Source organism: Candidatus Andeanibacterium sp., assembly GCF_057143545.1.
In genome coordinates, this window is the sequence record NZ_DBNHSF010000141.1 from 1 (window position 1) to 13,417 (window position 13,417).

Sequence of the window (13,417 nt, forward strand, 5' to 3'; positions counted from 1 at the left end):
TCAGGCGTTCGGTCCTGTCGCTGATCCTGGGCATTGTGGTGAGACTCCGTTTGGTTGTGGCTGGGTTATCGAAGCGCGTTTCCTAGCCCAGGTCCGGATGCCTGGGAATGACCTCGAGCGGACATTCGATTTTCCTACTCGCGAGGAATATGAAAAACGCAATGCATGGCATCACGCATCACCGGTCATCCCGGATCCAGCTCTCTATTCGCCAGCCCAATCGGAGCTGGACCCCGGAACACCCGCCTGCGCGGGTGCAGGCAAGTCCGGGGCGACGCCTGATCCCTGCTCCTGTTTTTCTTCTTCTGGACAGTGTTACCCTGTTACCTTCGGTTCAGGTTCGGGGTGCAGCGGTAACCCTTCAGAGCGCCTTCGGTTTCCCGCCTTCGAGCACATGGGTGCAGCCGAGCGCCGCGGGATCGTCGCTGTCCGACAGCGCCGCCAGCGTCCGCCAGCCCTCGCCGCGGAGTTTCGCGGCCGCTGCGGCATCGTGGCCGAGCGGCAGGAACACGGTATCGCGCGCTGCGCCGCCATTCACCGCGGCATCGATCAGAAGATCGGGATAGAGCGAAAAGCCGGTCGCAGGTTCGTCGGCTGCTCCGTGAATGCGATAGGTCCCGCCGCGCCCCAGCGCGCCGCGAATGCCCTCGGCATAGAGCGTGAAGCCGAACCAGCTCTGGTATTCGAAACCATGGCGCTCGGACGGGTCGAGCGTAATCCGCGCGGCATTGCCGATCCGCGCCGCGATCTCCCTCAGGCCCGCGATCCGGCTCGCCAGCGCGCGTTCACCGGATTTATTGGCCGCGTCGATCTCCGCCAGCCTGGCGATCGCCTCTTCGAACGGCCCGGTGGCATAAAGCAGTGGCAGATAGGCCTCGCCCCCTGCGGATTTGAGCCCGCCGGCATCCTTGGCATCGAGCTCGCGGCGGACGGCGTCGGCCTGGCCCGGCTCGAGCGGCATCGCCTTTTCGGCCAGCGTGTCGACCAGGTCCGGCAGGGTGAAATCGACCGAAACGCCCGACGCGCCCGCTGCCTTCACCGCTTCGATCGCCATCGCGACGATCTCGCCCGCGGCCGCGACGCTGTCCGCGCCGATCAGTTCGGCGCCGACCTGCAGCCGTTCGCGCCGCGGGTCGAGCGCGTCGGCCTTGATCGTCGCGACCGGGCCCGAATAGGAGAGGCGCAAGGGGCGCGGCGCAGCGGCCAGCCCGGACGAGGCGATCCGTCCAACCTGCGGGGTGATATCACTGCGCAGCGCCAGCATCCTGAGGCTCACCGGATCGGTGAAGCGGAACATCCGGCGCGGCTGGACCCCGTCCATCCGGCTGGCGAGCGCCTTCTCGAATTCGACCAGCGGCGGGCGGACTCGGTCGTAACCATGGGCATCGAGCACATCGAGCAGCGCGCGCATGACGCGCGTCGCCGCCGCAGCGCTGTGCGGCAGCCGGTCCTCGAGCCCCTCGGGCAGCAGATCGCGGTCGATATCGCTCATGATGGCGGGCCTTTAGCTTGCGAAAGCGGCGATGTCGAACGCAGACCGAGTCCCCGCGAAGGCGGGGACCTCGTGCGTTTGCCGTCGAACCTCTATCCTGCCCGCGGCCCCCGCCTTCGCGGGGGCTCGGGACGGTCAGAAGCTTAGCGCCATCGCCACCTTCACGCCCTGGAGCCTCTTGGTCGCCTCGATCACTTCGGGCGGCAATTGCTGGTCGACCGAGAGCAGCACGATCGCCTCGCCACCCGCGGCGCGGCGGCCGAGGTGGAAGGTGCCGATATTGATGTCGTGCTCGCCCATCAGCGAGCCGACCCGGCCGATGAAGCCCGGCGCATCCTCGTTGACGACATAGAGCATGTTGCCTTCAAGGTCGGCCTCGATGCCGATGCCGAAAATCTCGACCAGGCGCGGCTGGTTGTTGGCGAACAGGGTCCCGGCAACCGAACGGTCGCCCTGGCTGGTCGCCACGGTGACGCGCACCAGCGTGTGGTAGGTGCCTTCGTGCTCGTTCCTGATCTCGCGAATCTCGATCCCGCGTTCCTTGGCGAGATATGGCGCGTTGACCATGTTCACGCTGTCCGAATAGCGCCGCATCAGCCCCGCCATCACCGCTGCCACGATCGGCTTGATGTTGAGCTGGGCGGCCGCGCCTTCGACCTCGATCGCGATCTTGGGCAAGTCGCCATGGGCGAGCTGGCCGACCAGCGAACCGAGCTTCTCGGCCAGCGCCATGTAGGGCCTGAGCTTGGGCGCCTCCTCGGCCGAGAGCGAGGGCATGTTGAGCGCGTTGGTCACCCCGCCATTGACGAGATAATCGGAGAGCTGCTCGGCCACCTGCAGCGCGACATTGACCTGCGCCTCGTTGGTCGAAGCGCCGAGATGCGGGGTGCAGATGAAGCCCGGCGTGCCGAACAGCGGATGGTCGGCCGGCGGCGGTTCCTGCGCGAAGACATCGAGCGCGGCGCCCGCGACATGGCCGCTGTCGAGCGCCTGCTTGAGCGCCGCCTCGTCGATCAGCCCGCCGCGGGCGCAGTTGATGATCCGCACGCCCTTCTTGGTCCTGGCGAGATTCTCGGCCGAGAGGATGTTGCGGGTCTGGTCGGTCAGCGGGGTGTGCAGCGTGATGAAGTCCGCCTTGCCCAGCAAGGTCTCGAGATCGGCCTTTTCGACCCCCATCTCGATCGCCCGTTCGGGGGTGAGGAAGGGGTCGTAGGCGACGACCTTCATCTTGAGCCCGAGCGCGCGGCTGGCGACGATCGAACCGATATTGCCCGCGCCGATCAGGCCGAGCGTCTTGTTGGTCAGTTCGACCCCCATGAAGTCGTTCTTCGGCCACAGGCCTTGCTGGGTCTTGGCGTTGGCCTCAGGGATCTGGCGCGCGAGCGCGAACATCAGCGCAATCGCATGTTCGGCGGTGGTGATCGAATTGCCGAACGGGGTGTTCATCACCACCACGCCCTTGGACGAGGCATGGGGAATGTCGACATTGTCGACCCCGATCCCGGCACGGCCAATGACCTTGAGGTTGGTCGCCGCGTCGAGGATTTCCCTGGTCACCTTGGTCGCCGAACGGATGGCCAGGCCATCATACTGACCGATCACCGCCCTGAGTTCGTCGGGGGTCATCCCGGGCTTCACGTCGACTTCGCAGCCGCGCTCCTCGAAGATGCGGGCGGCGTTGGGGTCCATTTTGTCCGAAATGAGGACTTTGGGCTTGGTCATTTGAGGCTCCGTGCGCTCCCGCGAAGGCGGGAGCCTTTCTCAGTATTGGGGAATTACGCTGGAGGTCCCCGCCTGCGCGGGGACACTCGAACGATTAAAGCTCCGCCTTGACCTGGGCGTAGGCCCATTCGATCCACGGCAGCAGGCGGCGCACGTCTTCTTCCTCGACGGTCGAACCGCACCAGATGCGCAGCGAAGGCGGGGCGTCGCGATAGCCGTTGAAATCGTAGGCGACGTCGAGCTTTTCGATCATCGAGGCGATCTTCTTGGGCACCGCGGCCTGCCTTTCGGCATCGAGGCTTTCGTACCACTCGCCCTGGAACACCATGCACACGCCGGTGTTGGTGCGCTTGGCAGGATCGGAGACCATGTTGCGGACCCACGGCGTGGCTTCGATCCAGTCGAACACAATTTGCGCATTGCGGTCGGCGCGGGCCTGCAATTCGGCGAGCCCGCCGATCGACTTCGCCCATTCGAGCGCCATGATGTAGTCCTCGGTGGCGAGCAGCGAGGGGGTGTTGATCGTCGCGCCTTCGAAGATCGCACGGTCGAGCTTGCCGGCCTTCTTGATCCGGAACAGCTTGGGCAGCGGCCATTGCGGCTCGTAGCTTTCGATCCGTTCGATCGCCCGCGGGCTCAGGATCAGCATGCCGTGCGCGGCTTCCGAGCCCATCACCTTCTGCCAGCTATAGGTCGTGGCATCGAGCTTGGGCCAGTCCATTTCCTGCGCGAACACCGCGCTGGTGGCGTCGTTGATGGTGACGCCGGTGCGTTCGGCGGAAATCCAGTCGGTATCGGGGATGCGCGCGCCCGAAGTGGTGCCGTTCCAGGTGAACACGATGTCATCGCCCGGATCGATCTGCGACAGGTCGGGGATCTCGCCGTAATCGGCGTCGAGCACGGTCAGTTGCGGCAACCTGAGCTGCTTGACCGCATCCTGGATCCAGACATTGCCGAAGCTTTCCCAGGCGGCGACAGTCGCCGGGCGGCCGCCGAGCATGTTCCACATCGCGCATTCGACCGCGCCGGTGTCGGAGCCGGGCAGGATGCCGATCAGATAGTCGTCGGGAATGCCGAGGATCTCGCGGCTGAGGTCGATCGCGTATTTGAGGCGGCCCTTGCCGGTCGCGGAGCGATGCGAGCGGCCCATCGCGATCGTGTTCAGCTTCCCTGGCGACCAGCCAGGAAACTTTGCGGTGGGACCGGAGGAAAAGCAGGGATTGGCCGGGCGCAGCGCCGGCATTGGCGTATTCGTATCAGTCATTTCTGACTCTCCTTGCAGAGAGCACGCGCGGCGTTGGGACCGCGTGGCCCGCAGCGGCCCATAGTGTTGGCGCTGGCCAAGTCAAGCGATTCCATGTTCCCGTATCGATCGCAACTTCAATGCGACTCGCCGCAGCTGGAGCACATTCTGGCGCTGGCGCAGAGAGCGCCTCGATCCTGTGCCTGTGGACATTAATATATGTTTTTCAATTATTTACCGCGCACAAAAAGAGCTTTGTCCATCCGCTGCAAAACCTGTAGTCTCCGCCGCGGCCGCAGGGCCAAATACAGAAAACATCCTGAACGATGGAGGGGGATAATGTTGAACAAAATATCGGGAATCGCCCGCCTGCTGGCAGTGATCCTCGCGATTGTCGCGGGCTTCGTTGCGCTTGGCGGATTGAATGTCGCACTGGTGCTTGTGGTGCTCGGCCTGATCGGCGGGCTTGGATTTGACGACAACAATGCCGTGCGGCTGTTCGTGGTCGTCATTGTCCTTCCGTCGGTGGGTGCCGCGCTCGCCAACATTCCGGCGATCGGGGATCAATTGAATGCCGTGGCCGTCAATATCGCAACCGGCGCGGCCGGCGTTGCCGCGATGGTCATCGCGCTGCGCCTGTTCAACAATTCGAAGAACGACCTCGCTGGCCTCACCGCCAAGTGAGAGTCTGCAATGGGCCCGCCTCGCCTGGGGGCAGGTGAGGCGGGCACCGGAACGTGTGGGAAAGCTGCCCTGGAAACGGCCTCGCCGGCCTGTGCTGGCGAGGCCTTTTCATTGTCCCTGCTTGGCCGATGTGGCGAATTCCGATAATATCGCGGGAGCAATTCGGGAGGCCGGCATGAAACGGGTCAGAATAGCGGCAATATTGACTGCTTCGCTCGCCGCGGCAGCCTCGCCCGTTTCGGCAGAGCGGAAGCCGGTCGACAGCTGGGGCCGCGCCGGCGTCAGTTTCGAAAATTACCGCGAGGATGCGATCGAATGCGCGACGATCGGCTATTACGCCGACGTCTCCGAAACAGAACAGGCCAAGCAGTTCGTGCGCGCCAGCAAGCGCCTCGAGGCGACCGACGACTATTCGCTTGGCCCGCCTGGAGCGAGCGCCGCCGACGACATGACCCGTATGGTCAACCAGGCGGCGATGAGCGACCGGATCGTCCAGTCGATCAGGCCCGAGCGCAAGATGAAGGAGCTTCATTCGGGCATGCTCTACCTGGTCGAGCAATGCCTGGTCGAACGCGGCTATTCGCAATTCCGGCTGACCGAAGAGCAGCAGGAGCAGCTGCGGGACCTCAAGAAAGGTTCCGACGAACGCCATCGATTCCTGCATTCCCTGGCGTCCGATCCTTCGATCCTCGCGGACCAGGCCGTTTCGGCATCGGGATAGCGCCCCGGGGCTGGAGCACCGGAGCCGGGAGGCCGCGAGCTCAGGTCGCGGCCAGGCGCTTCACCCGGGCCTCCGCTTCGTCGAGCTTCGCGTCGAGCCTCACGCGAATGGCATCGGCCGGATGGTTGGCTCCGAGCTTGTCCATCATGTTGGCGCGATGGATTTCGACCGTGCGCGGGCTGATCTCGAGCGCGCGCGCGATCGCCTTGTTGCTGCAGCCTTCGGTCAGCCAGTCGAGCACTTCGCGTTCGCGCGGAGAGAGTGTCCGGAGCCGTTCCCGCGCCTCGATCACCTTGCGCCGGGCAGCGGCATGCGCATCGGCCTCGCGCCGCACCCGCCGCAACACATTGGCCAGTTTCTCCCGTTCCGCCGGCAGTTCGAGATAATCGAGCGCGCCGCACTTCATCGCCGAAACGATGCTCTCGACCCGCGGCCGGCTGGAGCCGACCACCACCGGCAGCCAGATTCCGGCCCGCGCGAGGTCGGCGATCTGCTGCGTGGAATCGCCGGCTTCGGGGCCTTCGCGCAGGAGGATGATACCCTCGCGCGGCGGCAGGTGGATCAGCTCGGCGAGGTTGGCGTAGATCTCGGCGTGGTGGCCCAGGGTGAAGGCCAGTCGCGCCCCTTCGGCCCTCGAACGCGTGTCGCTGTCGACGATGTGCAATGTGTGACGGTACGCCATGGCGGCAAGCTGCACAACATTCGCTCGCGCCACACGCGGCTACAGAACCGGATCCGATATTTCTGCGGCCTCGATCGGCAAGCCATTGCCCGAAATTCGCAGCAAAAAACGATCCGATCTGGATGCAATATACGGCCATTCCCCTAGGGAAGAGCCCGCTCAGCCCTATCCCTTATCGCCGAGCCTGTAGTCCGGGAGCCCGTGGAAGGCGTTCTTCAGCGCATCGCCCCACATCGACGAGATCGCGCGATAATATTCGTCGTCTCCATTGATCCGGCGCTCGTGCAGCGGCTTGAAGCTGTCGCGCTCGATCACCAGCAGGTCGAGCGGCATGCCGACCGAGAGATTGGCCTTGATCGTGGAATCGAAGCTGACCATCAGGAGCTTGACCGCGTCGGCGAAGCTCATGTCCCGCTCGTAGACACGGATGATGATCGGCCGGCCGTATTTGGTTTCGCCGATCTGGAAAAAGGGCGTGTCGAAACTGGCCTCGATGAAATTCCCTTCCGGGTAGATCATGAACAGTCGCGGCTCCATGCCCTTGATCTGGCCCGCAAGGATCATCGAGGCGGAAAAGCGGCTCTGGCCGGTCTGGCCGTTATCCTCGCGCTGGCTCAGGATGGTTTCGCGCAGGAGCGCGCCGACCTCGGTCGCCACCTGGAACATGGTTGGCGCATCGAGCAGCGAGTTCTGACGCTCTCCGGGGGCCTTGTTGCGCTCCTCGAGCTGGCTCACGACCGACTGGGTGGTGGCAAGGTTGCCCGCCGTCATCAGCGCGATGATCCGTTCGCCGGGGACCGTCCAGTGAAACATCTTGCGGAAAGTGGAGATGTTGTCGACGCCAGAATTCGTGCGGGTGTCGCTCATCAACACCAGCCCCCGGTCGAGAGTCATGCCAACGCAATAAGTCATGCAATTCCCTTATGCGACCTCACGATTGCGGACCAGCAGGTTCTGGCGCAAGGTCATTGCTCGATTGCCTGCTGTTCCACAGCCAGCGCGACGTGGAGGTTCTCGGACGAGGTCCCGAAACTGATCCCGGTGATCGGGGCCGCTTCGGAATAGTCGCGGCCGGTCGCGACCCTGACATAGCGCGCATCGGGGCTGATGCCGTTGGAAATATCGAAGCCGACCCAGCCCAGCCCGTCGACATGGGCCTCGGCCCAGGCATGGGTCGCTTCCTGGTCGATCCGGTCGTTCATCATCAGATAGCCCGAGACATAGCGCGCCGGGACATCGAGCAGGCGGGCCAAGCCGATGAAGATATGGGCATGGTCCTGGCAGACGCCGACACCCTCGGCGACGGATTCTTCCGCGGTGGTATGCACGTGGGTTACCCCGGCCTCGTATTCCACCGCTTCGCGAATGGCCGACGACGTGTCGTGCAGCATCGCCAGGATGTCGCCATCGTTGCGCCGGAGGACGGAGGCCATCTGCCGCATCCTTGGACCCGGCTTTGTGCGCTTGGTCTGGCCGAGAAACGACCACAGCGGCAGGTGCCCGGCGTGCTGGCCGATCAACCCGGCATAGTCCTGGGTGTCGACCAAACCCTTGCACCTGACGACGACTTCCTGCGTACCCGATCGGACCGAAATCAGCGTGCAGTGATTGAAATTCTGGTCGTCATATTCGAGTTCGAGATCGGCGCCCTCGTAAGTCATCGACCATTCGAGGATCTCCTGCCCCTGGGTTGCCTTGGGGGTCAACCGCAAGCGTTGCAGGCCATGGACGACGGGTTCGTCGAAGCGATAACGGGTGATGTGGTCGATCGAGAGGCGCATATCGGATTCGAGCGGTCAGTCGGTAAAGCGATAGTCATCGGCGATGGCATTGGCGATCGCCTGGTTCTGAACAATGAATCCGACGAGGAACTCATGCAGTCCGATTTCGAATACCTGGTCGATTGTCGTTTGGTTCAACCTGTTCTCCGCTTCCAGCATCATTTCGTTGCAGCTGCTCCTGCCCTCGTGCAGCCGGGCCAATTCCGCAAGATTGCTCGATAATTCGTCGTAACAGAAAGACAGGCTCCGCGGAAAACGGGGGTCGAGGATCAGGAAATCGGCGATTTCGCGCGGGTCCATCCGTCCGGCATTGAGCCAGCGATAGGCCCGCTCGGCCGAAAGCGAGCGCAGCACATTGTCCCATTGCCCGGTGTCGAGGCTCGAGCCGACATAGGCGAGCGAGGGCAGCAGCAAATGGTATTTCACGTCGAGGATCCGGGCGGTGTTGTCGGCCCGCTCGATAAACGTCCCGGCCCGCGCGAAACGATAGATATCGTTGCGCAGCATCGAGCCATAGGTTGCGCCGCGCACGACCGTCGCTTCGCGCCTGATCGTTGCCAGCACCGCGCCCAGGCTGGCCTCGCGGATCGGTTTGGCGAGCATGTCCCTTTGCGCCATCCAGCCTTCGTTGATCGCCTCCCAGACCTCGGCGGTCAGCGAAGTCCGCGATAGCCTTGCATTGGTCCGCGCGTTTTCGACCATGGCCAGGACGCTTAAGGGGTTTTCCCGGTCGCGGAGAACGAAGTCGCAAACCTGCGGGCCGGTGAATTCGTTGTATTTGGCTTCATAGGCTGCCTCCATGCCGAGTGTGACAATGATCGAACGCCACTCCTCGGTCGACGCATTGACCGGGCTGGTCAATGCCATCCGGAACCCGGCCTCGAGCAGGCGCGACGTATTTTCCGCCCGCTCGAGATAGCGGAACAGCCAGAAGATCGAATTGGCGGTCTTTCCAAGCATTAGTCGTCGAGCACCCAGCTGTCCTTGGTCCCGCCGCCCTGCGAGGAATTGACGACCAGCGACCCCTTCTTGAGCGCGACCCGCGTCAATCCGCCCGGCGTGATGTCGATTCCGTTGGGCGAAACCAGCACGAACGGGCGCAGGTCGACATGGCGCGGGGCAAGCCCCTTGCTGGTGTAGATCGGCACTGTCGAAAGGGCCAAAGTGGGCTGTGCGATGTAGTTTTCGGGCCTGGCCTTGAGCTTCTCGACAAAGCGGGAAATTTCGCGCTTCGACGAGGTCGGCCCGATCAGCATCCCGTATCCGCCCGACCCGTGGACCTCCTTGACCACCAGTTCGGCGATATTGTCGAGCACGTATTGGAGGGAATCCCGCTCCGCGCAGCGCCAGGTAGGGACGTTGGGCAGCAAGGCCCGCTCGCCGGTATAGAATTCGACGATTTCGGGCATGAAACTGTAGATCGCCTTGTCGTCGGCAATTCCCGTGCCCGGGGCGTTGGCCAAGGTGATCCTGCCGGCGCGGTATACATCGAAGATTCCCGGCACGCCCAGCAGGCTTGAAGGGTTGAAGGTCAGCGGATCGAGGAAATCGTCGTCCACCCGCCGGTAGAGCACGTCGATCGGCTGGTATCCGGCGGTGGTGCGCATCTGCACCCGCCCCCCGATCACCCGCAGATCGCTGCCTTCGACGAGTTCGGCCCCCATCTGGTCGGCGAGGAAGGCATGCTCGAAATAGGCCGAATTGTAGATGCCCGGCGTCAGCACCGCCACGACCGGCTTGTCGCCCGCCATATCGGGGGCACAGGCTGCGAGGCTCTTGGCCAGGCGCCGGGGATAGTTCGAAACCTGCTGCACCCTGATCCGCGAGAACAGCTCCGGAAACATGGCCATCATGGTTTCGCGATTTTCGAGCATGTAGGACACGCCGCTCGGCGTTCTGGCGTTGTCCTCGAGCACCATGAACTCGTCCGGCCCGGTCCGGACCAGGTCGATCCCGACGATATGGGTATAGACCCCGCCCGGCGGGGTGAAACCGACCATCTGCGGCAACCACGCTTCATTGTTCGAAAACAGGCGGACTGGCAACCGTCCGGCGCGGATGATTTCCTGCCGGTGGTACATGTCGTGCATGAAGGCGTTGAGCGCGCGTACCCGCTGCTCGATCCCGCGCGAGAGGCGGCGCCACTCGTCCGCGGTGATGATCCGGGGGACCATGTCGAACGGGATCAGCCGCTCTTCGGCATCGCTTTCGCCATAGACGTTGAAGGTGATCCCGGTCCGGCGGAACAGCCCTTCGGCTTCCTTGTCCTTGCGCCGCATTTGCGCCGGATCCTGTTCTTCGAACCAGCTGCTGTATTGCCGGTAGGCCGGACGGATCGACCCGTCGGCAGCGCGCATTTCGTCGAAGTTCGATTCCCGGGTTCCGCTCATATCTGCCCATGTTGCAATGCAACAAGGCAGGTTTGCATATTACGCCTTGGCGGTCAAAGATTCCGTGGCTTGCGGGGTTTCCTCAAGTTCGGCGAGGACCGCCATGATCGACTCGTCGGAATAGGCAAAGCCGATATGAGAACAGCGCAGCGCGACTGCCTTGTCGCGCTCGCCGGGTTTGCCGCGGGCCGAACGGGCATGGACCATCCCGTCGCGCGGGCTCCAGAACGCCACGGTCGGAACCGGCGGCTTTTCCGCCCGGTTGATCTCGATCGGGGGGTTATCGACCGAATGGCCGGTCACCAGGTGATAGATCCGCCAGACATTGTTGGCGTGTCCATCGCCCGAAAACGGTGACCCAAGGGTAATCACCTTTGCCACCAGTTCCGGGTGCATCTTGGCAAGCTCGCGCGCGAAGATGCCGCCCAGGCTCCAGCCCACCAGGTGGACGGGCTTGCCGTAGCGCTTGTGGATGTGCACCAGCCGCTTGCTCAGCAGGTCGAAATTCTCGGGCGTCGGCCCGAGGTTGAAACCCATGCCCCAGCGCTTGGCCTTGTGGCCCGCTTCTTCGAGCTTATGCGCCATCCGCCGCATTCGCACGGGGTGGGTGCCGAAGCCCGGCAGCAACATCACCACCCGCGGCTCTTTCGACCTGGCGACTTCGAGGTCCCCGTTGCGAACGCGTTTGAACGGCTGGGCGACGATATCCAGTTCGCGCAGGAGATATTTGAGCGGCGGACCCGATATGCCCTTTGGCTGCGGTTCGGCGGCAAGTTGCGCGCGCGCCACGAACCCGCCGAGCAGCTCGGTCGACTGCGCAACGCGCCCGGGCCCGCCATCTTGCCGAATCGGAGAGGTCTCGCTCATGGCGGCTCTGTAACAGAACCGACTTATTGTAGCGTGAATGAAATGTGACGAGTCATCGCCCGGTCAGCAAAATGTAACCTGTGGCCAGCCCCTTAGGCGGCCGGTGCGTCCGCGCAATCGCCGATGCGCTCGGAGGTCATATGCGCCTTCATCGTCATCGGGCCGCCTTGCATGCCGGGCATCTGCTGCTGCATCTCCATCTGCATGTCGGTGCCTTCGCTGCTGGTGGTGCCGGTCATCTTGTAAGTGCCTGCGCCGCCGTCCGGCGGAGTGCAGGTCATGTCGACGGTGAAGCTGTTCCCGGACACCTCGAAAGTGTTGTAGGTGCAATCCCCGCGGCCCATGTTGTCGGTCATCTGCCTGACCGCATCCTCATTGTCGGATTCGGTCTGGCAATAGGTCATGCTGAAATTGCCGCCGATACTGCCCGACATCTGGTCGATCATCCCTTTGGGCATGCCGGGCATGTTGAATTCCTGCATTTCGAAAGTGGTTCGGTATTGTCCCGGCCGCGGCGCATCCATGCTGGCGAGCGCGCCGACCGCTTCTTCCTGAGCGACCTTGCCATCGCCGTCGGCGTCGGCGCCGCCGCTGCTGCAGGCTGCGAGGACAAATCCTGTCATAATCGGCATGAGCAATACAAAACGCATCGATTCTCTCCGGCGTGGCCAATCCCGATTGGTCAGGCTAGCGCAGCTGGCAGCAGATGCAATCGAAGCTTCGCGGTTCAGCACTCGCCGGTTCGCTTGCCCTGCTGGACGGCGATGAGCTTGATGTAGTGATTGCCCTGCCCTGGCATGTCGGCAACGCCCTCCATCGTCACCACCATGCGATAGGATTTTGGCTGCTGGGTGACGTTTGCGGTGAAGCTGGGATTGAATGTATCGATCCCGCCGACATTCCGGCATTGGCCCGTGGTTGAAACCAGCTCGCCATTGATGTCGTAGGTCTCGAATTCGCAGGCCCCTCCCGCCCGCCAGTCGAGAATGTCCTGCTGGCCTTCACGGTCGGTGAAAACCGGCTCTCCGCACTGGCTGTCGGTCGCATTGAGTTTGCGGATCTCGGCCGGCAGATGCTCCGGTGGAACAACCATCCCGTCGATCGACAGGCTGTCGATCCGGGTTGTCATTTCCCAGGTGCCGCGTTCGGGAATGTTGTCCGGATCGTCGGCGGCGCAGGATGCAACCAGCGATGTAGCGGCAAGCAATGCCACTAAAGTCAGTCTCATCGGGTCTCCTTCCGGTTGCCTCCAAGCCTACAAAGCAGATTTTGGTAAAGACAAGGCAAAGTCTGTTGCCATTTCGTTCCACGAGTCACATATCGCCTCCATGGCCGAACTGGTGATCCGTCGCGGGCTGGAAGAGCCCGAAACAGGCGAGGACTTCGTCCCGCACAAGCCTGTCCGGCCGGACAAGGCGCAGGGCGGCAAGCGCTTCAGGCTGGTGAGCGATTACGAGCCCGCCGGCGACCAGCCGCAGGCGATCGAGGAGCTGGTCGCTGCGGCACGGGACGGCGAACAGACCCAGGTGCTGCTTGGGGTGACCGGCAGCGGCAAGACCTTCACCATGGCGAAGGTGATCGAGAGCCTGCAGCGCCCGGCGCTGGTACTCGCCCCGAACAAGATCCTCGCCGCGCAATTATATGGCGAATTCAGGAGCTTTTTCCCCGAGAACGCAGTCGAGTATTTCGTTTCCTATTACGACTACTACCAGCCCGAAGCCTACGTTCCGCGCAGCGATACCTATATCGAGAAGGAAAGCTCGGTAAACGAGGCGATCGACCGGATGCGCCACTCTGCCACCCGCTCGCTGCTGGAACGCGACGACGTGATCATC

The 13,417-nt window shown here is 63.2% G+C and carries 14 protein-coding genes; 3 read left to right on the forward strand and 11 right to left on the reverse strand.

The features are described from left to right. Positions 1–361 precede the first annotated feature (361 nt). From AC16XC_RS08275 to AC16XC_RS08285, 3 genes are all read right to left on the reverse strand, one after another. On the reverse strand, positions 362–1,492 hold the full coding sequence (locus tag AC16XC_RS08275) for an ATP phosphoribosyltransferase regulatory subunit (RefSeq protein WP_484034175.1): 1,131 nt from the start codon (positions 1,490–1,492) through the stop codon (positions 362–364). A 135-nt stretch (positions 1,493–1,627) separates the two neighbouring features. Next, entirely contained in the window at positions 1,628–3,214 is a 1,587-nt protein-coding gene (gene serA, locus AC16XC_RS08280; RefSeq protein ID WP_484034176.1) for a phosphoglycerate dehydrogenase, read from the reverse strand. Positions 3,215–3,308: 94 nt separating this feature from the next. After that, the gene (locus AC16XC_RS08285) at positions 3,309–4,478 is read right to left on the reverse strand and encodes a phosphoserine transaminase (RefSeq protein WP_484034177.1); all 1,170 of its coding nucleotides are present in this window, start codon (positions 4,476–4,478) and stop codon (positions 3,309–3,311) included. Positions 4,479–4,796: 318 nt separating this feature from the next. Between AC16XC_RS08285 and AC16XC_RS08290 the strand changes: the two genes are divergently transcribed. Both AC16XC_RS08290 and AC16XC_RS08295 read left to right on the forward strand, forming a co-directional pair. Continuing rightward, positions 4,797–5,141, forward strand: coding sequence for a hypothetical protein (locus AC16XC_RS08290; protein ID WP_484034178.1), 345 nt, complete (start codon positions 4,797–4,799; stop codon positions 5,139–5,141). 175 nt (positions 5,142–5,316) lie between these two features. After that, positions 5,317–5,862 carry a hypothetical protein gene (locus AC16XC_RS08295; protein ID WP_484034179.1) on the forward strand — a complete coding sequence of 182 codons (546 nt, stop codon included), beginning with the start codon at positions 5,317–5,319 and terminating at the stop codon, positions 5,860–5,862. A gap of 40 nt (positions 5,863–5,902) precedes the next feature. Here the strand turns inward: AC16XC_RS08295 and AC16XC_RS08300 are convergent, their stop codons facing one another. From AC16XC_RS08300 to AC16XC_RS08335, 8 genes are all read right to left on the reverse strand, one after another. After that, positions 5,903–6,544, reverse strand: a complete 642-nt coding sequence (locus AC16XC_RS08300) for a response regulator transcription factor (protein WP_484034180.1) — start codon at positions 6,542–6,544, stop codon at positions 5,903–5,905. Between the two features lie 165 nt (positions 6,545–6,709). Next, positions 6,710–7,456 (reverse strand): proteasome-type protease, encoded by a 747-nt coding sequence (locus AC16XC_RS08305; RefSeq protein WP_484034181.1) that lies wholly within the window; start codon positions 7,454–7,456, stop codon positions 6,710–6,712. Positions 7,457–7,509: 53 nt separating this feature from the next. Continuing rightward, a complete protein-coding gene (locus AC16XC_RS08310) occupies positions 7,510–8,325 on the reverse strand; it encodes a transglutaminase family protein (RefSeq protein ID WP_484034182.1) in 816 nt (271 codons plus the stop codon). Positions 8,326–8,340: 15 nt separating this feature from the next. Next, positions 8,341–9,285 carry an alpha-E domain-containing protein gene (locus tag AC16XC_RS08315; RefSeq protein ID WP_484034183.1) on the reverse strand — a complete coding sequence of 315 codons (945 nt, stop codon included), beginning with the start codon at positions 9,283–9,285 and terminating at the stop codon, positions 8,341–8,343. Next, positions 9,285–10,715 (reverse strand): circularly permuted type 2 ATP-grasp protein, encoded by a 1,431-nt coding sequence (locus tag AC16XC_RS08320; RefSeq protein WP_484034184.1) that lies wholly within the window; start codon positions 10,713–10,715, stop codon positions 9,285–9,287. The genes AC16XC_RS08315 and AC16XC_RS08320 overlap by 1 nt, the downstream gene beginning before the upstream one ends. A gap of 39 nt (positions 10,716–10,754) precedes the next feature. Beyond that, positions 10,755–11,582, reverse strand: a complete 828-nt coding sequence (locus AC16XC_RS08325) for an alpha/beta hydrolase family protein (RefSeq protein ID WP_484034185.1) — start codon at positions 11,580–11,582, stop codon at positions 10,755–10,757. A gap of 92 nt (positions 11,583–11,674) precedes the next feature. Continuing rightward, a complete protein-coding gene (locus AC16XC_RS08330) occupies positions 11,675–12,205 on the reverse strand; it encodes a DUF3617 domain-containing protein (RefSeq protein WP_484034186.1) in 531 nt (176 codons plus the stop codon). 104 nt (positions 12,206–12,309) lie between these two features. Further along, positions 12,310–12,810 (reverse strand): DUF3617 domain-containing protein, encoded by a 501-nt coding sequence (locus AC16XC_RS08335; protein WP_484034187.1) that lies wholly within the window; start codon positions 12,808–12,810, stop codon positions 12,310–12,312. 100 nt (positions 12,811–12,910) lie between these two features. Between AC16XC_RS08335 and AC16XC_RS08340 the strand changes: the two genes are divergently transcribed. Next, positions 12,911–13,417 (forward strand): DEAD/DEAH box helicase family protein (locus AC16XC_RS08340; RefSeq protein WP_484034188.1); only part of this gene is annotated, 507 nt, incomplete at its 3' end.